Origin of the sequence: Paenibacillus sp. OAS669 (genome assembly GCF_014873645.1) — a bacterium.
Classification (GTDB): domain Bacteria; phylum Bacillota; class Bacilli; order Paenibacillales; family NBRC-103111; genus Paenibacillus_S; species Paenibacillus_S vulneris.
Map to the genome: position 1 here is coordinate 60512 of NZ_JADBDR010000011.1, position 23752 is coordinate 84263.

The following is a 23752-nucleotide window of genomic DNA, read 5'->3' on the forward strand; positions in this document are numbered from 1 at the left end:
GAACCGAATGAATAACTTGAAAAAACGAAAAGCTTCGAAAGGGCTTTTCGTTTTTTAACATAATAGAAGTTTCGGATCCCCGTAATAGGAGTAAATCATCTTCAGCCAAGGCTAGTATTTTTGTCCGTTATTGGGACCTCCTGGTTAATGGAAGAGGCTGCTCCAAGGCGTAGATTTCATCTTCCATGGCGGTCATTTGCTGTAAAACGACCTTACGCGCATCGGATAGAGCCTGATTGTAAATATAAGGAGTAAGCTCCTTCATGATAAAATCGAGGAAGCCTTCACCCGCCAATTGTCCCATTTCTATAGAAAATTCCTGATCGACATAGTCCTGCAGACTAGCTATAATCTGTTGCTTGTGTTCTTTAGGCAGCTTGATAGGGTGCATAATGGAATCCTCCAATAAGGTTGTTGTTCAAGAATAAGTTCATTCTTCCGCTATAACGTAAAACATTACATAATGAAAAATAAATCAATCCTTAGAAGGAAAATCGAATATTGGGTAAAGGTGATCATGAAAGGAAAAAAATAATAACGATTCTCGCACTGGGCTTGGGAGTTGTCGCATGTTATCATAGTATGGATGCATTAATCCTCATAGACGATACAGAGAATTCTTATGGAATCTATGATTTTTTTAAACTAAGTACAGATGCAGAGCTGAAGGTCCAAGGTACGGGCAGGCAATTTGTGGATGGAGAATTGGTGTCTACAAAAGTCAAGGTGTTAGAAATCATGAACAAAGAAGAGGATCTGAATATTAGCGTTGGAGACGAAATGGTTGTCCATGAATATTTTAAAATTATTAAGAACTCCCAGATCTACGGCATCCCGCTGCCGGGCCGAAGGGTGACTAATATGGGAACCGGCTATAGAAGATTGCAGCAGGGTGAGGTGGGAATGATTAGAATTCATCATGACCGGGGACAAAAACGATTATGGGTTATTGGCTCGAGAAGCTAGTGGATAAATCAATAAGTGCGTACACACTTTTCTCAGACTGAATATGAGGAGCAGCCTAATGAAACAGGAGCGCAGCAGCAATAGGGACACTGTATTTACGATAGATTGTAAAGATATCCTTTTACGGGAATACCAGCTGGATGACCTGGAGCCGCTTCACGAGCTGACGCATCAGCCGGAGATCGTTCAATATTTGCCGGGATGGAACGTAACGAAAGAACAGCGGCTGCATTGGATGGCGAACTATGAACTAAAGGAGAATCAACGGTTCCTGCAAGCAGTTGCGGAAGACGGCATTATAGGCGACCTGCGGCTGAGGCTGGGAGTGATCCTTAAGGAAACAGGAGAGTTCATTGGATGGTGCTGTACAGGAACGAAAGAAGAACTTCCTTCCCCCAATCGCGAGATTGTGTATGCCCTGTCCGGAGCGCACCGCAATAAAGGCTATGCGACCCAAGCGGTACAGGGGCTGATTCGTTATTTGTTTGAGAATACGGATGTTGAGCTGCTTAACGCGATCGCCTTACTTGACAATCTTCCTTCCCAAGCTGTCATCCAAAAGTGCGGATTCGATTTGATAAATCAGGTGGAGATTCAAAAGGAACGGTATAACCATTACATTCTCAGGAAGCAGAGCTGCATACCGTCGTCATCGTGAACAAATGGATATTTCTTCCCAGTATAAAAAACATTGGAAGTGAAGCCTTTGAACATTATTCTCGCTGTGTTGCTGCTCTTCATGACTGGATGGGGCATTATGCCAAAAAGCAGCCCGGAGCAGAAGCAAGAATTGCAGCTGGACGGATACACCTCTTACGATCGAAAGCAGCTGCCGGCTTACCCCAAGCAGCCCCCTTATAATAGGCAGGACCTTATTAAGAAGCTGTCCAAGCTGGATGAGGTGTACGACCGATTAGCTTTGGAACCGCTGACTGTCTACTCCAAGGATGACGGCGTGTTTATGAGAGTTAGAAAGCTGTACCAGCCTCGCGAGGAACTAAATCTGGAAGATGAAGAGCAGCTTCGGCAGTCTGTCTATGAAGCTTTGGGACAATCCTTCCCGCTGTATCTGGAAACCTTCGTGTTGCCGGAGCAACCGAATGTAGCAGGAGTCATTGCAAAGATAGATCAGCAAACGAAGCGGATCTTGGTAGTAGAATACCTTCCTTTTGACGTGCTAGACCCTATTATGCAGGAAGCGAACTGGCTATCCTTTTCCAAGGATGCGATTGTAAAGTTCGAGAATGAAGAAAGGCCCGTTTCATTTGACGACTTCAGGGAAGGTCAGCGGGTAGAAGTATGGGCCTCAGCGTCTAAAGCGATAAGCTATCCGGCTCTAACAAGAGCCTATGAACTCAATATATTGGACGGTTAGCTAACCGATTGTAAATGCAATGAAAAAAAGGGCCGCAGTTCATCCTTTGGGATGGCCGCGGCTCTATGCTTTGGTTACTTTCTATAAAAACGTGTACTTAGACAGAGGGAGTGTAAGACTCGCTTAGTCTTGTTTTTTTGTCAGCCTGACTGCTGATGATAGCCCCAAGCAGCGCCAGTGCGGCTAGAAGAGCCGCCAGCCATGGCACGTAAGGCAAACCCGCAAGGGTAATGGTAAGTCCCCCCAAATAAGCTCCACCTGCATTCCCCAGATTAAGAGCCGAGTGGCTGGAAGTAGCTGCAAGCAAAGGCGCTTCGCGAGTCAGATTCATAATACGGATTTGAATACCGGGCATGATCCCGAAGGCTGCCACACCCCAGCAGAATACTGTGATAACCGCTGAATAAGGATTATGCAAGGTAACGGTTAGAAGTGCCAGGATAACGACCAGTACGGCAAAGTTCGTCATAAGTGATGGCATAAGCTTCCAATCGGCCAGCTTGCCTCCAACTATATTTCCGACCGTCACCCCGAATCCGAATAATACCAGGATCCAGGTTACGCTGTGCTCCGCAAACCCCGTTATGGATTCCAGCATCGGTGTAATGTAAGTGAATACTGCAAAGAGACTTGCACAGCCCAGAGCTCCGGTCAAAAGAACTAGAAGCACCTGCGGATTGACTAAGCTGCGAAATTGCTGTCTGAGGTCGGACACTTGCTCCTGCTGGAGCGCTGGAATGAAGCGAATGATGCCGGCTAATGAAATAATGCCTAACAGCGTGATGGCCCCGAAGGATGCACGCCAACCTAACTGCTGACCGATGAATGTCCCGAAGGGAACCCCGATAATATTGGCTATCGTAAGCCCTGCCAGCACGAGGGATACGGCACCTGCGCGTCTGTCGGGAGACACCAGTCGGGTGGCAATAAGCGAGCCCACACCCAGGAAGGTCCCATGCGCGAACGCGGTTAAAACCCGAGCCCCGATCAGCAAGGAATAGACGGGCGCAATCATGGAAAACGCGTTCCCTATAATGAAGATGCACATCAACAGTGTGAGCAGCTTCTTCTGCGGAATGCGATGAGTAAACACGGTTAATACAGGAGCACCGACGGCGACGCCAAGCGCGTAGCTGGTAATGAGCTGTCCCGCCTGAGGGATCGTGACATGAAGGTCCTCCGCGACATTGGGCAGCAGCCCCATGATAATAAATTCAGTCATCCCGATAGCAAAGGCTCCCAAAGTAAGACAGAGAAGCGAGAGCGGGAACCGTCCCTTTTTACGAGAGGTTCGTTCTGGGTTGTTGGATGGGTTCATAACAATGATGTTTCTCCTTATCCGTTAATCTTGACCTTCCGTGACGGTTTTCTTATCTATTTTTTTGTCTTTCGAAAGGACAGCAGGCTTCCGTGTAAGTATATCAGGTTTGTCGCAAAGTAGGGGATGATTTTCATAAAAAAATGATTTCGTTCGCTATAGCACACAGTCATATTAGGGGACGGACGGCCGTATTCTGGAAAGAAGGCACATCAACAGGAGCTCAAACCGGTTTCCTATGGAGTTTGGGTGAGAAAGGAGGGAAGGCTCCCGCAACATCTGCATGGTTAAGGTGTAGGAGGTGCTGCCCCATTCGTCTGAATAAGCTGCGGATCGCCGCAGTGGTATTGCTTTGCGTCAGTGGAGTCGCATGTATGCTGTATCCGTTAATGAACCGCTATGTACAGGATAGACAGAAAGTATCCATGCTGGAGCAATGGAGCTCGGTTCGCGATCAAACCTTGGTGCCCTTAGCTGCTGCGGTGCCGCTTCAGCCGACCCTCTTGTTCAACCAAGGAGCGTTGGAAGAAGCGGGGGTAGAAAAACCGGAGCAGGCGGATGAAACCGTCAATATCGACGGATATGCCGTTAGAGGGATCATGATGATCGACAAGCTGGAGCTTAAGGAGCCGATAGTTGAAGGGGCCGATCCGGAGGCTTTGAAAACAGGTATCGGGATTGTTGAACCGGATCGATATCCGGGAGGGACAGGTAATTTTGTGGTTGCAGGGCATCGCAGCTGGACCTACGGCAAACAGTTCAGCAGGCTGAATGAGCTGGAGTCCGGAGACCGTATCGTGGTCGAAACGACTAAGCATGTCTATTCGTATACCGTTACCTCCAAATTCCTTGTTCAACCGGATGACCTGTCGGTATTGGAGCAAAAAAAGGACAAGGCCGAGATGACTCTAATCACGTGTGAGCCCAAATATAACCCGACGCACCGGCTTATTGTCAAGGCGGTATTAGAAGGGGATCCACGGAGTATTGAGTGAGGAGAAATGTAGTAATGAAAAGATTTATAAGAGGGCAAGCCTTGGTATGGGCACTTCTTATGATAGTCAACCTCATTCTGGTGCCTATGACGGCAATGGCTGCCGACGATGCTCCCGGGAACGGCATACAAATCGCAATGAGAAGCACGGAGTCGGAAGCTCCTTCAGGAAAAAAATTCACCTTGGAACTGGACTACAGCTTATCCAGCACCACTGAGCAGTATACGAATGCCCAGATCGCCGTTCCTCTGCCTAAGGCGCTTACCTTTGACTCTGCGGTCAATGCTGCGGATACGACCTACTCTTATGATGCAGCGAGCCACACAGTGACCTTTAAATTTAACAGCGCCGTGAAGGCAGGTACGACGGGTACGCTGCAAATGAACGTGTATTTTCCAAATTATGTGACCCCTAACGGAACTATCGCCAATGTGCAAGCGCAGTTCGACAGCAATCTAGGCAGCAAGAAATCCAACACTGTTCAAGTCACAGCCAAAGCGTCCGCTGACTGGGAATTCAAGAAAGAACGAACAAGACCGATCCCCAGTTTAAGCCCTAAAGCCGGAAGTGAAGTGGAGTACAAAATAACGTTCTACGATAAGAATCCCTCTACGTACGGCAGACTCGAGCTCCGCAATGTTGTGATTCAAGACACGCTGCCTGCAGGGGCACAATATGTATCATCCCAGCCTGCTGCCGTCGTTGCCGGAAATACCGTAACCTGGAACCAGGGAACCTTCGGAGAAGGCATTACTTACAAGGAATATATAGTAAAAGTGAAATATCCAGATACGATAAGCGGAGACATCACGAATATAGCGGAGGTATCGTTTAACCCGTTAAATCAGGATAAGGTGACTTTGAAGGCGGAGCGAAAAGACACTTTTACGAACGAATCGGGCTACGGGAGCTCCGGCTTTTTCAAAATGATTAACGACCGTCAAAAGGAAGCATCTCCCGGACAAAGCGTCAGCTTTAACATCGTGAATATGTACAATACGGCTAATGTGAGCTTGAAAGATTATGTGTTCACCGACATGACGCCGGAAGGATTAAGCTTGCAGCAAATCACGACCCCAAGGTTCAATGGAATTTCTACGTATTCGGTGGAGTATACGCTTGCCGATAATGCCAATGGTCCCTGGAGCACGTGGGGAACCGTTCGCGCAGACCAGAGCGTCACATTGACCACTAGCGATCCGCCTATTGCCGGTGCGGTTGTGAAGGGCGTGCGGTTTAATTTCGGGGAAGTCCCGGTGGATTTTTACCAGACTGGCAGCTTTGAAATTCGTTATCAGGTTAACCCCGGCTATCTGGCTCCAACGGAACCAAGCGATAGCAAGAGGATAACTAACATCGCCAGCTTGAAATACAGCTTTGAAGGGAGCTTGAAGGAAGAGCAGCGCAGCGCTTTTCTCTATGTCGTACAGGTCCGTCCGCTCATAGAAGTGACGAAGAAGGTCATGAACGGTGCGAGCTTCTCGCCCGGCGATACGGTAAAATACCGAGTTTCCGTTAGAAATACCGAATTCAGCAGCAGCGATCTCAATCATCCGATCATTGAGGATTTGCTTCCCTCTCAGTTGGAATATGTGCCAGGCAGTACCGTACTGATAAATGACAGCGGGCTGGGGATTGCTTCACCGCAATTGGAACAATCCGTCGATTCTGCTACCGGACGAACGCTGCTTAAATGGTCTTGGAAAGAAGACACACCGGCCGTTCTGGGGAATGACAAGAAGATTGAGCTTGAATTTGATGTCAGGATCAAAGCAGGAACAAATGCTGGCTATATTGACAACGAGGTGGATGTCAGCTCCGATCATCATGCTTACTTGAACCATATCGATTTTGCAAAAAAGAAAAAAGTGAATGGCAAATGGGTTGTATACAATAACGGAGCCTTTTATGTCAATTCTGTTGTGAAGCTTGAATCGATCAAATGGGTTCAGGGTGATCTGGATGGTAATAACTGGACCAAATATCCGGACAAAGGACTCACAACGCCGGGCGGCAAAGTCGAGTATAAGCTCCAGATAACCAATGTAGGCAATATCCCCGTACGAAGCTTGCTCATCATCGACTCCTTACCGAGGGTTGGGGACACGGGCGTTGTAGACACCTCGCCTCGAGACAGCAAATGGAGCCCTGTACTGACGAGCGAAGTGAGCGGTAACAGCTATACTAAAGTTTCTTATACGACGGATACGTCTATCTCGATGGCCGGCGGACACTGGTCAACGGAGCCTCCTGCTGATTTGACGAAGGTGACGGGGGTCAAGTTCGAATTCTCGGACGATCATGTCATTGCCCCCGGGGCGCAAGAAGAACTGAATTGGACCATGCGCGCACCAGTCCATGCGCCGACGAACGATCAGGCTGCCTGGAGCTCCTTCGGATTCACGGCCAAACGCGGCGATAACGGGAAGACGCTTCTGGCTTCCGAGCCTCTCAAGGTGGGTGTGGTCGTCAAGGAGGATGCCAAGGGAGAAATCGGGGATTATGTATGGCTCGATTCGAACGAAGACGGCATTCAAAATGAGCCCAAGGAGCAGGGTGTTAACGGGGTACAAGTCGAGCTGTATGATGCATCCGAGAAGCTGGTTCAGCAGACGATTACGAGCAATGACCATAACGGAAGCCCCGGATATTACCTGTTTACCAATCTGGATTCTGGTAATTATACCGTCAAATTCAACCTTCCGAATGGGTATAGCGGATGGGTTAAACCGAATTCCGGAAATAACGAAGCGACGGATTCCGATCCCAACAGTGACGGTTGGACGCGCGTGATTCGGCTAGCCGCTGGGGAGAAGAACCACTCGATCGATGCCGGGCTGTTGCCGCCCAAAGGCAGGATAGGTGACAAGGTTTGGATTGACGCTAACGGCGACGGCCTGCAGGATAACGGTGAAGCCGGAATCGATGGGGTATCCGTCCATTTGTATGACAAAAATGGGTATCTGCTCGGCACGACCGTAACTGCCGGAAACGGACTGTATGAGTTTAACCATCTGACCTCCGGGGACTACAGGGTTGAATTTGTCCTGCCAAAGGGCTTTGCGTTTACAAAGAAAGGGGACGGTACGAAAAGGGATATCGATTCGGATGCGGATACATCCGGAAGAACGAATCTTATTTCGTTAGGGCCGGATGAAGTTAATCTTACTGTGGATGCCGGTCTGCTTGAACCTAATTCCAGCATAGGAAACAGGGTCTGGCTGGATGTTAACAAGAATGGGCTGCAGGATGCCGGTGAGCCGGGGATCAATGGAGCGGCCGTTCAGCTTCTGAACGAGAGCGGTCAGCTGCTCGTTAAGGCAACAACAGTTAAGGATGCCGTGTATGGAGATGGCTACTACCAGTTTGAACAGCTATGGGCAGGCAATTACATCGTCCAGTTTGCTCTTCCGGACAGCTCATATGAGTTTACGGTACAAGGCACTGACCCGAAATCCGATACGGATTCCAATGCGAATCCCGGCAATGACGGCAAAACCTCTTTGATTCCTTTAGGCTACGGTGAATCGAATCCTACGATCGATGCCGGACTCGTCAAAGTGGCACAACCGCCAGCCAGAGGTAGTATTGGGGATTTGGTTTGGTTAGATGCCAACGGTGACGGTATTCAGAATGACGGGAATACGGGAGTTAACGGCGTCGTCGTCAAGCTGTTCGACAATACGGGAGCCCTTCAGGCCTCTACAGTGACTGCATCCGTATATGATTCCGTCTATCGTTCCGTTTATGCCGCTTCCGGCTATTATCGCTTCGATAATCTGCTTTCCGGTACCTATGCGGTCAAATTCGAGCTTCCGGAAGGATATGCGTTCACGACTAAAGGGGCCGGAAACGATAAGGCTGTCGATTCGGATGCAAATCCAGATGGAATGACAGATTGGATTGCGTTAGCGCCAGGACAGATCAATTTGACGGTGGATGCCGGATTAAGGAGAGATACGAATCCTCCGGCTGCAGGCTCTATCGGCGATTATGTATGGATCGACGAAAATGAGGATGGCATCCAGAACGACATAGAGGTTGGGCTGAGCGGCGTTACGGTGAAGCTCTATAACAACAGGGATGAGCTGCTAGGAACCACAGTGACAGGTTCCGTATACGGAAAACCGGGGGTTTATCTCTTTGATAATCTGCCATCGGGAAGCTATAAGGTCAAATTTGATCCTCCTGCCGGCTACGAGTTTACCCATAAAGGAGCAGGAGATAACCGGGCTGCCGATTCCGATGCCGGACCGGATGGTTACACCGACTTGTTCCATTTGGCGCAGGGCGAACACATTAGAACGATTGATGCCGGATTGAAGAAGCAAGCCGTCACTCCTCCTCAGTCGGGTAAAATTGGCGATTGGGTATGGATCGATACGAATGGTAACGGAATTCTGGATGAAGGAGAAGCAGGTATTAACGGTCTTTTTGTACACCTGTACGATGAATCGGGCCGTCTTCAATCCACCACTGTTACCGGATCTGTATATGGCCACAACGGGACTTATCTCTTCGACCATATCCAGGCAGGAAGATATTACGTGAAGTTTGATCTACCATCGGGCTACGAGTTTGTACCAAAAGCCAAAGGGTCCGATAAAGCTCACGATTCCGATGCGAAGGAAGACGGAACGACGGATGTATTTGCTCTGGCAGACGCCGAAACCAATCTGACGATTGATGCGGGCTTGATTCCAGTCGATGACGGGGGAGGACCGGGTCCAGGTACAGGGGATCCAGTTTCAGCTATCGGCGACTATGTCTGGATCGATGCGAACGGGGATGGAATTCAGAATAATGAAGAGCCGGGTATGAATGGCGTTATCGTAAGGCTATTCTCGGAAAGCGGAGTCCAGCTTACTTCTACTGTGACAGGAAATGTCTACGACAAACCAGGGCAGTATGTCTTCGAGCATCTCCAGCCGGGAAGGTATTACGTGAAGTTCGATCAGCCCGCAGGCTTTGAATTCACGCTGAAAGGGAAAGGGACGGACAGCGCGAAAGACTCCGACGCTAAGACGGATGGTTCAACGGAGATCATCGTTCTGGCAGCAGGGGATAGAAATCTGACGATCGATGCAGGATTGCGTCCGAGGTCAAGCGGTCCGGGACCATCCGGTCCGGGACCATCCGGTCCGGGGGATTCTGATGGAGGTTCAGACGGAGGTTCGGACGGTGGCTCACCCGGCGGACCTCAACCAGGCGGCGGAGGCAGCCAGCCAGGCGGTAGTGGAGGTACTGGCGGTCAGCCAAACAGCGGTCAACCGAACACGAATCCTTCCGGAGGGACTACTCCCGGTAATCAACCTGGCAGCACACCGGAAGGCAGTCAGCCGGGGAATCCGAAGCCGGAAGGAAACGAGCCGGGGAACAATGGACCTGGCACACCATCACCGGGCGGGCAGCCTTCGGAGCCCGATAACCAGCCGGGGGATCAAGAACCGGGCGTTACGCCATCCGGTAAGCCGAATCCCGACAAGTCAGGCGGCCGTACCCTTCCGTTGACCGGAGAGTCGCTTCCTTGGTCTCCGTTCATTGGCCTCATCTTATGTATTGCAGCCACTATACTTTACTTCAGAGGGAAAAGAGCAAGCCGATAAGAGAAACATCAGGAAGCCGCGCTGAGCGCGGCTTTTTCAATTCCATCAAAAAAGCCTGCCTACCCTCAAAAGGATAGACAGGCCATGGGGATGACTAGAATACTTTCGTCGTCCAGGATTCGCAATTCCAAATATCCGTTACGACATCGCGGTAAAATTCAGGTTCGTGGGAGATGAGCAGGATGCTTCCCTTATAAGCTTTCAACGCGCGCTTCAGCTCGTCCTTCGCATCTACATCCAAATGGTTGGTCGGCTCGTCGAGCACGAGCAGGTTGGTCTCGCGGTTAATAAGCTTGCAAAGACGGACCTTGGCTTTCTCTCCGCCGCTCAGTACTGTAATTTTACTTTCGATATGCTTGGTAGTTAAGCCGCACTTCGCCAACGCGGCACGTACTTCGAATTGAGTGAAGGAAGGGAATTCATTCCATATTTCTTCAATACAAGTATTGTAGTTCGCTTCCTTGGATTCCTGCTCGAAATAACCGATGTGCAGGAGATCGCCCAGATTGACGGAACCGGATACGGGCTTGATTTCGCCAAGAATACTCCGCATCAGTGTCGTCTTACCGATCCCATTAGCGCCGACGAGAGCGATCTTCTGGCCGCGCTCCATGCGAAGCGTAAGCGGCCGGGATAGTGGAGAGTCATAACCGATGACCAGATCCTCGGTCTCGAAGATCACCTTGCCGGACGTTCTCGATTCCTTGAAGTTGAACTGCGGCTTCGGCTTTTCCTTGGCCAGCTCGATAACCTCCATCTTATCCAGCTTCTTTTGTCTGGACATAGCCATGTTTCTCGTTGCAACGCTTGCTTTGTTACGCGCAACAAAGTCCTTCAAATCGGCAATTTCCTGCTGCTGACGCTTATAGGCGGACTCCAGCTGCTGCTTTTTCATTTCATGCACTTGTAAGAAATGATCGTAATCGCCGACATAGCGGTTGAGCTCCTGATTCTCCATATGATAGATCAGGTTAATAACGCTGTTCAGGAACGGAATGTCATGGGAGATAAGAATGAAGGCATTCTCGTACTCCTGGAGATAACGCTTCAACCAATCGATATGCTGCTCATCGAGATAGTTGGTAGGCTCGTCCAGCAGGAGAATGTCCGGCTTCTCCAGCAGCAGCTTGGCAAGCAGTACTTTGGTGCGCTGTCCGCCGCTGAGATCATTGACATCCTTATCGAGACCGATATCGGTAAGTCCGAGTCCTCTGGCCGTTTCCTCGACCTTGGCATCGATCATGTAAAAGTCCTGGTTCGTCAGCATATCTTGAATCGTTCCTACATCCTCAAGCAAGCGCTCCAGTTCTTCCGGAGAGACCTCGCCCATTTTGGCGTACATATCGTTCATTTCCTGTTCCATATCGAACAAGTATTGGAAGGCACCCTTGAGGACATCGCGAATCGTCATCCCTTTATTCAGAACGGCATGCTGATCGAGATACCCGACGCGCATCCGTTTGGACCATTCGATTTTGCCGTCGTCCGGTTGGAGCTTTCCGGTAATAATGTTCATGAAAGTGGATTTACCTTCGCCGTTGGCACCGATTAGTCCGATGTGCTCCCCCTTGAGCAGACGGAAGGAAACGTCGTTGAAAATAGCGCGATCCCCGAAGCCATGACTTAATCTTTCAACATTTAATATACTCATGTATGACACCTTTTCTATATAAACTTGATTTCTCGTCTATTATATACGGTATGCAGCTTAGAACTCAATGCGGAAGCGTAAAAACATGCCTAACAATCAAATCCAATCGTTTAAAATAGCGGCTTCCTGTATTTTTCAACTTATCCTGCGGCTGTGATTTTCATCACTTACTTTCCTGCACTCCCTCCTTATAATCATAACTGTCGAAACAATATATAGAGTGGGGGATGGACGTATGGAAACGGCTAAAACGAGCTCGCAGAAACAATTTGACGGACTAGGATTTGTCATTGTGATCTTTAGTCTAGTCATTCTTTGCCCGCTGGCGTACTTTATCATCAATTATTTGATGGGGAATGAGCATCCTTTTTACGGATAAATCAAGAGCTGAATAGAGAAGACATAGGACTGCTGATCCCCGCCGGGTGCGGTCCTTTTGTTTTGTGAGTCCGGTCGTTAGTTTTTGTCGAATAAGCTTCACATCCATAACCTGCCGGGTTTGTCTTCACCTGCCGTCTTTATGATATACTTTGATCAACCAAATATTTAAAGTTGTTTAGTGAGGGGTAATGACTTTGAAAACAGCCGTGGTTATAGGTGGAGGGATTACCGGTTTATCCGCCGCGTACTATTTGAACAAAAAAATGAAGGCCAACAACCTCGATTTGCGAGTCGTTGTGCTGGAAGCGAATGAGAAATTAGGCGGTAAAATTAATACTCATTATGAAAGTGAGTTTATTATGGAAACCGGCGCGGATTCCATTGTGACACGAAAGGACAACGTTGCTCCTTTTATAGAAGAGCTGAATTTGCAGGAGGAAGTCGTATATAACGCTACGGGCATTTCGTTCTTATATATTGACGGAGAATTGAAAAAAATTCCGGAGGATACCGTATTCGGCATTCCATTGAGTATAGAGTCTTTGGCCAAAAGCAATTTAATATCGGCAGAAGGCAAAGTTGAAGCGTTAAAGGATTTTTATACGAAGAACGAGACGTTTACCAAGAATGACTCAGTCGGCCTGTTCCTCGAGAGCTTTTTGGGTAAAGAGATTGTTGAGCGGCAAATTTCTCCCGTCCTGTCCGGCGTTTATTCCGGAAGACTGCAGGATTTGACGATTGCTTCCACACTTCCGTATCTGCTGGATTACAAGAATGAATATGGGAGCATTATCCGAGGGCTTTCGGAGAACAAGCAGAAATTCAAGGGAACGGGCAACAGAAAGTTTTTATCGTTTAAAAATGGCGTTTCCACGCTGGTAGACGCTTTGGAGAACCGGCTCTCCGATGTAGAAGTGCTGAAGGGCACCAAAGCGCAAAAAATTGAAAAGGATCAGGGAAGGTACCGGATTCTTTGCGAGCAGCATGAGGCTATCGAGGCTGATTTTGTCGTTCTGAGCACTCTTCACACCGCATCACAGAAGCTGCTGAACTCCGAGGAGCTCGATCAGGATTTCAATCAATTGAAGAACAACTCCTTGATCAGCGTATATCTAGGCTTCGACATTCCCGATGAGCAGCTTCCGCAGGACGGGACCGGCTTCATTGTAGCGGAGGAAAGCAAGCTTGTCTGTGATGCATGTACTTGGACCAGCAGGAAATGGGAGCACACCTCCAAAAACCGGCATTTGCTAGTAAGACTGTTCTACAAGAGCTTGAAGCCGGTATATTCCAAGCTTCAGCAGCTATCGGAGGAAGAGCTCCTGGAAGTCGCCTTGAAGGACATCAAGAACAGCCTTGGTATTACATCCAAGCCGGTCACGCATGAAGTAACCAAATGGCATGAAACGATGCCGAATTACCATATCAAGCATAACGAGATCGTCAAGTCGCTGGAGAAGCGGATGGAGGCCCATTATCCGAATGTTATTCTGGCAGGCTGCTCGTATTACGGCGTAGGAATTCCCGACTGCATTGCAAACGGGCAAGCTGCGGCGGAGCGGATAGCGGCACAATTATCTTAATGATGGGCGATAGGGCTGGCAATAGCGAATGGAAGCCAGGCAAAGAGGAGAGGACACCATGCAGGAGTCCTCTTTTTTGTTTTGAAACGATAGAACGAATAATGTGTCGGCTGCCCGCAAGAAACTTAAATATTATAGCGTTTGGCCGCTGTCAACGGTAATGAGCTGTCCTGTCATGGCCTCTTGCTCCAGAGTGGAGCAAATGAGCTGGGCAATGTCCTCGGGAGTGGCAATTCGCTGCAAAAGGAGGCTCGGTGCCAATCGCTTCATTTGTTCTTCTCTTCCGGACCACCATCTCGTAGCCACCGCACCCGGAATAATACAATTTACTCTAATGTAAGGCGATAATGCTCGGGCCAACGATTTCGTAAGGCCTTGTACAGCTGCTTTGGACACAGCATAAGGAAGCGAGGAGCCCAATCCGGTGTGCCCCGCGATACTTCCCAGATTGACGATGGCTCCTTGTTTTTTGCTTTTCATAAAAGGAGCGGCCGCGCGTGCACAGTAGAACATTCCTTTTACATTCACGGCAAACAGCTCGTCCCACACTTCCTCCGAAGCCGATTCCAGGTCATCCATCGGAATGTGTCTCGTTATGCTGGCATTGTTCACCAGCAAATCTATCGCTCCTAATTGCTGCACTGCTGTGTTTATCATCTCTTTGACTTCAGATTCGCGGGACACATCCGCACAGATAGCGATTGCGTTCCCGCCTTGACTGCGGATTTGCCGAACCGTTTCCTCTGCCTCCGCTTGGGACCGAGAATAGTTCACTACAACGGAGGCTCCTCTCTCTGCGAGGGCTATACTCACTGCCTTGCCAATGCCGGTGCCCCCGCCGGTAACTATTGCCACCTTATGCTTCAGATCCATTCTCCAAAACTCCTTTCCTGTATATTCATTATTGTATAGCTCACTAATATATTTGTATAATTGAATAAATTGAATAGTAAATTCAAAAATATTGAATCGATAGCCGGGAGCAATACGATTATGGATATGAAAGCATTGAAGACGTTTCAAATGATTGTGAAGCTTGGCAGCTTTAACCGCGCGGCGGAGGAATTGAATTATGTTCAGTCTACGGTCACGATGCAGATACAGAAGCTGGAATCTGACCTGGGTGTTCAGCTTATGGAGCGCGGAAAAAAAATCCGCTTGACAGAGGCAGGCAGGCTGCTTTACGAGCAGAGCTTGTCCATCGTTCAGCAGGTTGACAGCTTACAAACGAATATTTCGGATTTGCAGCGGGGGGAAGCGGGTCATGTCCGGTTGGGAGTCACGGAGCCGACAGGGAGCCGCCGGCTGCCGGAGCTGCTCGGGAAGTTCCTGACGCAATATCCCCAGATTCGCTTATCTGTGGATTTCGCAAATACCCCGGCACTAAGCGGTCGGCTCCAGCAGGGAGAGCTCGACATCGCGCTGTGCTCCTCCCCGGATATCGGGTCAGGGCTGTATTTTGAACCCTTGTTTAAAGAAGGATTTGTGATGCTGCTGCCTGAGAATCATCCGCTTGCTTCAAAACCGGTTATCGAACCGGGAGATATCCAAGGTCATCGACTGCTTATTACTTCGGCCACTTGTCCCTATCGCAAAAAACTGCAGATGGTGCTCCAGGAATCGGCGAGTGTTCCGATCGATACGATGGAGATAGGCAGCATGACCGCCTTACCGCATTATGTTAAAAGCGGCTTGGGCATTGCCTTGGTGCCCGTCATTGCTCTGGACCCACTTCCCGCGGGAACTATTGCCAAAGAGGTTGTAGGCAGCCTCATCGATATGACCTTCGGGATCATGACCCGTTCGCCGTATGAAATCATGACGTCAGCCGGCTTCAGGCTGTACCGTTTTTTGAAAGAAGAGCTGAGTGTATAGTCAAGTATTTCCATTCTGTATGAAATATGGTATGCTTTACAGGAACAATTGTTCTCTTGTGTAAGAATGGAGGGTCAAGCAGTGAGTACGGAGCGTTATTCGGAAATCGACGGGGTAGTTTCATATATCCATCAACATTTATATGATCCTCTCCCTTTAAACCATTTAGCGTCATATGCCGGATATAGTCCTTATCATTTCACGCGCATTTTCAAGGAACGGATAGGGCTCCCACCTTTATATTACGTATCTTCTTTGAGGCTGCAAAAGGCTAAGGACTTGCTGCTGCTTACCAATATGTGCATACGAGATATCGGGCTGGAGATCGGTCAGCAAAGTCTAGGGACATTTACTACACGATTTACCGAGAGAGTAGGGGTGTCTCCCTCCGAATTCCGTAATTCCGCTTTGCAAGCCGATGATCATTTAGGCACGTTACATAGGCTGGAGCATTGGACCAGGCAGAGTCAGGCATCGAGTGCTATTTCTACAATAACAGGATCATTTGAAGCGGAGGTTCCTTTTGACGGGGTTGTATTAGTAGGCTTGTTCACTAAGCCGATTCCCGAAGGAATGCCATTGTACGGTACGTTAGTTAAATTTACGGATTCGTTCTGCTTTCGTAATGTGAAGCCGGGCGTTTATTACCTGATGGCCACTTCGGTGTCTTGGGGGACTCGTGCCATCGATTTTCTGCTTCCGCATTCCACCTTGCGTACCCGGTCGAAGAAGCCCATCATCGTCAGACCTCATACGGTTATCCCTCATCAGCATGTATCACTGCATCCTGCGCGGCAGGACGATCCTCCGATCTTGATTTCACTGCCGCTGTTAATGAGTAATTTTCTTAGCAAAATTCAACCCCAATAAGGCAGCATACAGACCCATCGCACTGATTCGGTTTTGTTGGAACGGCTTAGTGGAGCTCGAGGAAAAGGAAGGATTCGGATGAGCAATCAAATAAAGATTGAAACCCTATCAACCGTTGAGGAGCATGTAGACGAACTGTCTAAGCTGCTGGTGGATGTCGTGGATGGCGGCGCATCGATTGGTTTTTTGCCTCCTATGGCATATGAGGAAGCTCAGAAGTACTGGCGGAATGTCACGGATCCTAACGTGATCTTATTTGCTGCACTATGGGACCGAAAGCTTGCCGGGACGGTACAGCTGCAGCTGTGCCCCAAGCAGAACGGCCTTCATCGAGCCGAAATGGCCAAATTAATGACACATCCCGACTACCGGAACAAGGGGATTGGGAGATTATTAATGCAAACGGCTGAACGCCGTGCTCTCGAGGAGGGAATAACCTTACTGGTTCTAGATACGAGAGAAGGGGATCCTTCCAATCATCTTTATGCTTCTTTAGGCTATATACAAGCGGGGAGAATTCCGGATTACGCCAAATCGGCCGACGGGAAGCTGGATGCCACCGTGATTTATTATAAGCAGATATCTTGAATTAATTGGAGGCGGGAACCAGTGCTCATTGAAGCCATGAGTGCTTTTTTTTGCCCAAATACCGCAATCCATAAGAAACCTCGATCGATGTTTGATGGTAAAGTAATACCTATCAGGAACATGGTTCCTAAGTTTCTTTCAAGTTTACCTATAGTAAAAATTTTAATAAGGTGGGATTAAGATGGCTTTAACATCTGATAATCTGTTTGTCAACTTACCGGTGAAGGATTTGAATCGGGCGATCGATTTTTTCTCGGCAATTGGGTTCGAATTTAACTCTCAATTTACGGATCATAATGCGGCTTGCATGGTGATCAACGACCGCACCTTCGTGATGCTTCTTGTAGAAGAATTTTTCCAGACGTTCATGAGTAAGGAAATTGCAAATACGGCGAAGAGCAGTGAAGTGATCATAGCTCTATCAGCCAGCAGCAGGGAAAATGTCGATAGCATTGTGGACAAAGCGCTGGCGTCGGGGGGAAGCGTATCCCAGGAGCCTGTCGATCATGGCTTTATGTATACCCGGAGCTTTCAGGATCCGGATGGTCACCTGTGGGAAGTTATTTATATGGATGCAAAAGCGATTCAATAATAGTACAATGGCATCATAAGCAAGATAAAAGGAGAGCCTTATGTGCCGAAATATCAAAACGTTATTTAATTTTGACCCGCCTGCCACCGAGAATGAGATTGAAGCGGCCTCGCTTCAGTTCGTAAGAAAGCTATCCGGATTTACAGCGCCGTCCAAAGCCAACGAGGAAGCCTTCCAGCTTGCCGTGGAGGAAGTGGCTGCTGCAGCCAAAAAGCTGCTGGATTCGCTGGTAACTAATGCTGATCCGCGGAACCGCGAAGTAGAAATCGAACGCGCTCGTGAACGGAATGCCAAACGATTTGGCCCCAAATGATAACTGAATCGTTTCAGAGGAGAGATAGATCTATTGTATCTATCTCTATTTTTACATATTTAGAATGTATACATAGGGGAGACTGAAATCATTGAAGAGGGGAGCTTGTTCATGATGGACCTTATCTGGTTCGCCTTAATAATTGTATTGATCCTTGCTGTTGGAGTAAGGTTCTGTTTACTGCGAAGCTCTTCGGTCAGAATGAAGTGGATGGGGTTAAGTCTCATCTCGATGGCACTTCTTCTTATGGCAATTGCAATTATGCAGTACTTAAGTGAAGACGCTCATAGCTATGGACATTAAAACATCATACATATCGAACGAAAGAGGTTTAATCATTGCAGCTGCTGCTAAGAGAAACAAGTGATTATAGTGAAGTCAGTGTTTACGAAACTACTCAATTGTACGGTGTGAATGGAAAATTCCGCTGCCTCCAGTTCTCCGATCATGCCGTACAGGGAGCAATGGATTTGAAGGATCCGAAGCGCATCGTACTGGAATATCCAAGAGCGATCATCCATTTGATGGAAGCCAATCATTCGATTACAAGCTGAGTGGGATGGCAGGCTTCAAGGAACTGGATGTAGGACAAGGTCATACGATTAGGGATTAAACGGGCAAGTCCATCTAAATAAAACGGCGGTGTTTGAGACATGTTAATAAAATAGCTGGCCAGGAGGAAGGAGGGGCTAAGGATGAAGTATTGCAAGTTCTGGCTGCCATTGATGATGATCCTCATGGTCATCCCGCTGTATACGGTACACGCAAGTGAAGAGCCGCAAGCTTCCGTTGCGAGTAAACGCATCGCTATAGTCATTGATGACCTGGGTAACGGGATGCAGGGAACGGAAGAGATGATGACCATGCCGTTTCCTTTGACGGTCGCCGTCATGCCGTTTCTTCCCACGACCCGACAGGATGCGGAACGGGCTCATCAGGCTGGTCATGACGTACTGATTCATCTGCCCATGGAGCCGCTTAAAGCAAATCATGAAGCTCTAGGGCCAGGCGTTATTACTACCAGGCAATCCGAGGATGAAATCCGCCAAAGAGTGCTTGAAGCCATAACCGATGTACCCTATGCAGTAGGGATTAACAATCATATGGGCTCTAAGGCTACCGCGGATAAACGGGTAATGAAGGTTGTACTGCAAATTTGTAAGGAGAAGGGACTGTTTTTCCTCGACAGCAAGACGAATTACTGGAGTGTTGCAGCTGAAGTAGGGAAGCAGGTTGGCGTCCCGGTACTGGAGAATCAGCTTTTCCTGGACGATCGAACGAGTAAGTCCAGCATCAAGAAACAGATGAGAGGAATACTCGATTTATTGAAGCATCAGGATCAGTGCATTGCCATAGGCCATGTAGGCCGTCCAGGCAAGAACACGTCCTCCGTCCTGAAGGAGTCTTACCCGGACATGACGAAGGAAGCGGAATTTGTGACCGTATCGAAGCTGCTTAAGCCGGATGCTCCTTTACCGATAGGCCCATGATGGAGCTAGAACAGATTCCAAAAAATAGACCACCAGCTGAATGAATCAGTTGATGGTCTATTTTTTGACTGTTCCCGTTGACTGCAAGGAGGAGGTCCTCGCTATATTCTATGCACCAATAAATTCCATCATGACACTTTGTTTGATTCTCCTGGGCAATGTGCAGCAGACAGAGTTCAAGCCTGCATCATTGGAATACATATCCCGGCCCTTTGTTGAAAATGATAAACATATCAATGTTAGGCTTCTCAAATGGGGGTATTGGTTCCATGCTGTATAAACGTTTGATCCTGGCACTTCTTCCTTTAATGATGATTTCCTTGCTATGTGGGCATCCCTCCATGGCTTTTTTCAAAAAAAAACAAGCTGATCCGGTTATCAGCCTTATCGTGCGAACGGCACCAGACGCTGAAATAGAGAGCAGACTTGATATCCGCAATGAAGGGATAGCCCAAGCGTTTAAAAAGGGGCGCTATGAAGAAGGTCCTTCACCTGCGGGACTCACAGATATGTATGTGGTAGTCCGTACCCAGCCAGAACGCCATTTCCGGTTGGAAGCATCAGGAGCACTGTGGGACGAGGAACGTTCAAAACACCTGGTCCTCCCGAATAAAGCGGCAGAGACCTTGAAGCAATATGCGATGCAGCTTAGAGGACAGCACTATGGCAAGCTTGTTTCCTGGAAGGAAGCCCAGCGGATATTTCCCAGAAAGAGCATATTTTCCATTACGGACGTGGAAACCGGGTTGACATTTCGAGTACAACGCAGGGCCGGGAGCGCTCACGCGGATGTTCAGCCGATAAGCAAGAAGGATACCAGCATAATGAAACAAATATATCATTCCGGCTGGAGCTGGAAGCGCAAAGCGATATGGGTCCATTCCGGCAAGGAATGGATAGCCGCTTCCATGAATGGAATGCCTCACGGCGGGGATGGGATTCCCGATAATGATTTCTCAGGACATTTCTGCGTTCATTTTCTGGACAGCACGACCCATAAATCGCACCACCCGGATCTGGCTCATCAATTGATGGTCTATAAGTCTGCAGGCGAGTTGAATACTTTTTTGGCTGCCGCTTCTCCCCGAATCCTTGCAGAAAGCTTTATCGAAGGGTTAGATCATCAGGATGCGGGAATTATCCAAAGGGTCTTGGAAGGAGTACCGAAAGAGAGCATGGATAAAGTTCTTCCTGAAATGCAAAATTTGTTGTCCATTCAAGTCCATAAAGAACAGCCAAAGAAAAAAAGAAATCCGGCAAAGCCGGAAATCGAACCTGATCCTTCCGCCCTGAAAGCGGATCTTCAATTATCGGTCACTATGGAAAGGAAAGGACTACAGAAGCAAGGAAGAACATTCAGCTTTTCCTTCAGCCGGGATACAGCGCAGTCTCCATGGCGTATGACCAATATCAGCCTCGTTGACAAGAAGAAGCCTGAAAGTCAAAAGAAAGATAACACGAAACTCAAAAAACGTTCCCGCCGTTAAACTACGGTATACGCTCGAGGAACCCCTTCAGCTTACAAAATCATACCCTCTTGACTCTGAAAAAGTTGGTTAAGAGCCAAGGACCTTCCGGAAAGCCTAAGGTGAGCTGCCATGCACCCACCCCTTGAAGCGTATACTCACGGATTAACAGCATTTTCATGCTGACGCTTCTCGCATCTTCAAACCATACGACATGCTGCTGACCGTTCTCATCGACATATTCGAAATAAGGGGCCTGGTATGTAGTAGAATATTGTATAGGAACTTGGAAGCGCATGGCCAATTCGACGGCTGACTGGTTAGACAGAGCCTGGGCTATAGAGCCGGGCTGATAGGGGACTTCCCAGTTGTATCCATAGAAGGGGACGCCGATTAGCAGCTTATCTCTTCTTACATATTGGAGCGAATACGTTATAGTTCTTCGTATCTCATCGATAGGGGCTACAGGACCGGGTTCGCTGGCTGCATGGTGCCAGTCATACGTCATAATAAACATTAAATCGACTACCGAACCGATGGCACCATAATCGTAGCCCAGCAGCCAAGGGATATCGTCGCTTGTTTTGGCAGGAACCGCTATTGTCATCCAATACCCTTCTGGTTGCAGCCGCTCCTTAAGAAGCCGAAGAAATCCGGAGAATAAATCTCTATCCTCCGCGGCAACTCTTTCAAAATCAATATTGACCCCTGCGTAGCCTCTCGTTGTTACAATCGAATAAATATTGTTAATCAGATTGCTTCTGGCTGTCGGATTATTTAATACCTGATGTGTGAGTTCGGTACTGAACCCCGTTTCGGTCAAATTCGTGATGGTAGCCAGCGGGTTAACCCTTCGGCTCCAAGCTGTTTGAATAGCCGTTGAATCATCTAAAAAGTTTAAAGAGCCGTCCGATGAAAAGTGATATTCAAATAGGGAGATGAACGTAGCATACGGAGCAAAATCATTGATTAATGCCTGGTCCAAGGCTGGGGAACGAAGGGCATAATAACCTAATGCAGTAATATAGTAATTGGATATGTCGGGAATGGTTATTTTCATACCTGGCATCAATTCGTTGGGATTGACAGAAGGATTGGCATTGATCAAGGATTGGAAAGGGACGTAAGCCATTCTGGCGATAGAATACATGCTATCTCCCGGCTGCACCGTATATACGTTGAGAGGGATCAGGAGAGCCTGCCCCGGAACGATATTGGTTTGGGAGAGTCCGTTCGCCAGTCGAATCCGATCCAAGTCAATTTCGTACTTTATGCTGATCCTATACAATGAATCACCCGGCTGTACGGTATAGATGAACAAGGCTGGTGCCTCCTTCGCTTAGTGAAGTAATGCTTTAGTCTATTCCCGTACTGTATTAATTATTTATACCATGCTTCCAAAAAAAGTGAATGCCTGGCATACTCCATTCGTATCATTTGCCATGGCTTGACCGTTTCCAGACAGTCGTAAACGCGGATGCAGCAAAAATCAGCCCAATGCTCTAAACAGAGACATTGGGCTGATGCTGAAGGATTAATATTTGGCATACTGCATGATTCGCCGGTACATCGTTTTATCCTTCAAGGCTCGGAATATCTTTGTATCCGGTCTTGTATTCACCTCGAGAATCCAGGGTTTCATGTCGTTGTCAATGGCAATATCGACTCCGAACGCTTTATTGCTGCGGTAGCTATGTCCAAGCACAACGCTTGCTTCCTTGCCGATTTGCTCCATGGTTTGAATAAAGGAGGCTTGCTCGTCTCCCGTTAGGTGGGAGGAGAGCAGGTTCTCGACAGGCAGGGGTGTCCCGCCGCTATGAAAGTTAGTAACAATTTTCCCTTGTTTGGCCAAGCGGCCAATAATTCCGGTAACCTCGAATTGCTTATCTTTGTTCTTTTGTACCATAATCCTAAGATCGAAGGCCCTCTTGTTATGTTGTAGGAGCCGGATTCCTTGCTGTGCGACATATCTGTAACGGGTGAACCATTGGTGATGGGGACGGTATGCCGCATCAAGAGAATGATAATATCTTGTCGTTGTACCGCTCCGCAAAATGTATTGATCTCCTTTTTTGGTCAGCTTATAGATTCCATAGCCGGAGGCGCCTTCATCGGGCTTTAAATAAACCGTACCGTATTTCTCCAGCATAGAGCCGATATTCGCTTTCGTTGCAAGCCTTGTATCAGGCAAGTAGGGACGGATAGAGCTGTATTTTTTCATAAAACGATATTTTCCCAGCTTCCCCCATTTGAATTTTACTTTGTTCCTGTATCCCATTCTGAGGCCTCCTACATCATCGCTGATGTACTATATGCTTTCGGGTGAATACAGGGAAGAGGCCGACGATTTTTCCGCAAATGCCCGGGAAAACGGTTCCAAACTGGAAGAATAAGAGAATAAACTTCAACTTGGCAGGAAATTCCACGGCTAGGGGAGAAGTAAGTATTCAATCCGGAACGAAAAAGGACAAAAAAAGACCAAATCTTCAGATCAACTTGGTCTTTCTTAAATACCGGTTTCGAAATTGCATGCGTACTTCCAGAACGCCATTCTTGTAGGTCGCTTTAACATCATCGGAAGAAACCGGAGCCGGCAAGCCCGATTGAGTGATGAAAACGGCCGACATAACGCTCCTGTCTATGCATATTTTGCTCTTTCGATTCGGATACCCTGTTTGCAGGA

At 48.1% G+C, this 23752-nt stretch carries 20 protein-coding genes and 2 pseudogenes; 15 read left to right on the plus strand and 7 right to left on the minus strand.

What is annotated here, in order from left to right; translation table 11 throughout:
- Positions 1-127: 127 nt before the first annotated feature.
- On the minus strand, positions 128-391 hold the full coding sequence (locus tag GGC63_RS22400) for a DUF2164 domain-containing protein (protein WP_192704211.1): 264 nt from the start codon (positions 389-391) through the stop codon (positions 128-130).
- Positions 392-501: 110 nt separating this feature from the next.
- Between GGC63_RS22400 and GGC63_RS22405 the strand changes: the two genes are divergently transcribed.
- From GGC63_RS22405 to GGC63_RS22415, 3 genes are all read left to right on the plus strand, one after another.
- Entirely contained in the window at positions 502-966 is a 465-nt protein-coding gene (locus GGC63_RS22405; protein WP_192704212.1) for a hypothetical protein, read from the plus strand.
- A 58-nt stretch (positions 967-1024) separates the two neighbouring features.
- The gene (locus GGC63_RS22410) at positions 1025-1624 is read left to right on the plus strand and encodes a GNAT family N-acetyltransferase (protein ID WP_192704213.1); all 600 of its coding nucleotides are present in this window, start codon (positions 1025-1027) and stop codon (positions 1622-1624) included.
- A gap of 99 nt (positions 1625-1723) precedes the next feature.
- Positions 1724-2341, plus strand: a complete 618-nt coding sequence (locus tag GGC63_RS22415) for a DUF3221 domain-containing protein (RefSeq protein WP_192704214.1) — start codon at positions 1724-1726, stop codon at positions 2339-2341.
- A gap of 97 nt (positions 2342-2438) precedes the next feature.
- Here GGC63_RS22415 and GGC63_RS22420 read toward each other — a convergent pair whose 3' ends face one another.
- Entirely contained in the window at positions 2439-3659 is a 1221-nt protein-coding gene (locus GGC63_RS22420) for an MFS transporter (protein WP_192704215.1), read from the minus strand.
- A gap of 374 nt (positions 3660-4033) precedes the next feature.
- On the opposite strand from GGC63_RS22420, the gene GGC63_RS22425 reads away from it, so the two are divergent.
- Both GGC63_RS22425 and GGC63_RS22430 read left to right on the plus strand, forming a co-directional pair.
- The gene (locus GGC63_RS22425) at positions 4034-4654 is read left to right on the plus strand and encodes a class D sortase (RefSeq protein ID WP_192704216.1); all 621 of its coding nucleotides are present in this window, start codon (positions 4034-4036) and stop codon (positions 4652-4654) included.
- Positions 4655-4668: 14 nt separating this feature from the next.
- On the plus strand, positions 4669-10260 hold the full coding sequence (locus GGC63_RS22430) for an SdrD B-like domain-containing protein (RefSeq protein WP_192704217.1): 5592 nt from the start codon (positions 4669-4671) through the stop codon (positions 10258-10260).
- 94 nt (positions 10261-10354) lie between these two features.
- On the opposite strand, the gene GGC63_RS22435 is transcribed toward GGC63_RS22430, so the two are convergent.
- Positions 10355-11911 carry an ABC-F family ATP-binding cassette domain-containing protein gene (locus tag GGC63_RS22435; RefSeq protein ID WP_079909504.1) on the minus strand — a complete coding sequence of 519 codons (1557 nt, stop codon included), beginning with the start codon at positions 11909-11911 and terminating at the stop codon, positions 10355-10357.
- Positions 11912-12146: 235 nt separating this feature from the next.
- On the opposite strand from GGC63_RS22435, the gene GGC63_RS22440 reads away from it, so the two are divergent.
- Positions 12147-12290: a hypothetical protein gene (locus GGC63_RS22440; RefSeq protein ID WP_179135929.1), complete on the plus strand. Its 144-nt coding sequence runs from the start codon at positions 12147-12149 to the stop codon at positions 12288-12290.
- Positions 12291-12486: 196 nt separating this feature from the next.
- Positions 12487-13875 (plus strand): protoporphyrinogen oxidase, encoded by a 1389-nt coding sequence (locus GGC63_RS22445; protein WP_192704218.1) that lies wholly within the window; start codon positions 12487-12489, stop codon positions 13873-13875.
- A 132-nt stretch (positions 13876-14007) separates the two neighbouring features.
- Here the strand turns inward: GGC63_RS22445 and GGC63_RS22450 are convergent, their stop codons facing one another.
- Positions 14008-14748 carry an SDR family NAD(P)-dependent oxidoreductase gene (locus GGC63_RS22450; protein WP_192704219.1) on the minus strand — a complete coding sequence of 247 codons (741 nt, stop codon included), beginning with the start codon at positions 14746-14748 and terminating at the stop codon, positions 14008-14010.
- 120 nt (positions 14749-14868) lie between these two features.
- On the opposite strand from GGC63_RS22450, the gene GGC63_RS22455 reads away from it, so the two are divergent.
- The 8 genes and pseudogenes from GGC63_RS22455 to GGC63_RS22490 all read left to right on the plus strand — a co-directional run bounded on the left by GGC63_RS22455 (position 14869) and on the right by GGC63_RS22490 (position 21090).
- Positions 14869-15750: a LysR family transcriptional regulator gene (locus tag GGC63_RS22455; protein ID WP_192704220.1), complete on the plus strand. Its 882-nt coding sequence runs from the start codon at positions 14869-14871 to the stop codon at positions 15748-15750.
- Positions 15751-15816: 66 nt separating this feature from the next.
- Positions 15817-16620 carry a helix-turn-helix domain-containing protein gene (locus GGC63_RS22460; protein WP_192704221.1) on the plus strand — a complete coding sequence of 268 codons (804 nt, stop codon included), beginning with the start codon at positions 15817-15819 and terminating at the stop codon, positions 16618-16620.
- A 78-nt stretch (positions 16621-16698) separates the two neighbouring features.
- Positions 16699-17208, plus strand: a complete 510-nt coding sequence (locus GGC63_RS22465) for a GNAT family N-acetyltransferase (RefSeq protein WP_192704222.1) — start codon at positions 16699-16701, stop codon at positions 17206-17208.
- Positions 17209-17389: 181 nt separating this feature from the next.
- Entirely contained in the window at positions 17390-17800 is a 411-nt protein-coding gene (locus GGC63_RS22470) for a VOC family protein (protein WP_192704223.1), read from the plus strand.
- 40 nt (positions 17801-17840) lie between these two features.
- Positions 17841-18113 (plus strand): DUF2277 domain-containing protein, encoded by a 273-nt coding sequence (locus GGC63_RS22475; RefSeq protein WP_079909513.1) that lies wholly within the window; start codon positions 17841-17843, stop codon positions 18111-18113.
- Between the two features lie 338 nt (positions 18114-18451).
- Positions 18452-18649: pseudogene (locus GGC63_RS22480) on the plus strand (spermidine synthase); the annotation flags it as partial.
- A 159-nt stretch (positions 18650-18808) separates the two neighbouring features.
- Complete coding sequence (locus GGC63_RS22485) at positions 18809-19603, plus strand: divergent polysaccharide deacetylase family protein (protein WP_192704225.1); 795 nt, start codon at positions 18809-18811, stop codon at positions 19601-19603.
- Positions 19604-19872: 269 nt separating this feature from the next.
- Positions 19873-21090: a hypothetical protein gene (locus GGC63_RS22490; protein WP_192704226.1), complete on the plus strand. Its 1218-nt coding sequence runs from the start codon at positions 19873-19875 to the stop codon at positions 21088-21090.
- Between the two features lie 40 nt (positions 21091-21130).
- On the opposite strand, the gene GGC63_RS22495 is transcribed toward GGC63_RS22490, so the two are convergent.
- The 3 genes and pseudogenes from GGC63_RS22495 to GGC63_RS22505 all read right to left on the minus strand — a co-directional run.
- On the minus strand, positions 21131-22390 hold the full coding sequence (locus GGC63_RS22495; protein ID WP_192704227.1) for a glycoside hydrolase family 18 protein: 1260 nt from the start codon (positions 22388-22390) through the stop codon (positions 21131-21133).
- Positions 22391-22603: 213 nt separating this feature from the next.
- On the minus strand, positions 22604-23347 hold the full coding sequence (locus GGC63_RS22500; RefSeq protein ID WP_192704228.1) for a YheC/YheD family protein: 744 nt from the start codon (positions 23345-23347) through the stop codon (positions 22604-22606).
- A 208-nt stretch (positions 23348-23555) separates the two neighbouring features.
- A pseudogene (locus tag GGC63_RS22505) lies at positions 23556-23745 on the minus strand (Hsp20/alpha crystallin family protein); the annotation flags it as partial.
- Positions 23746-23752 lie beyond the last annotated feature (7 nt).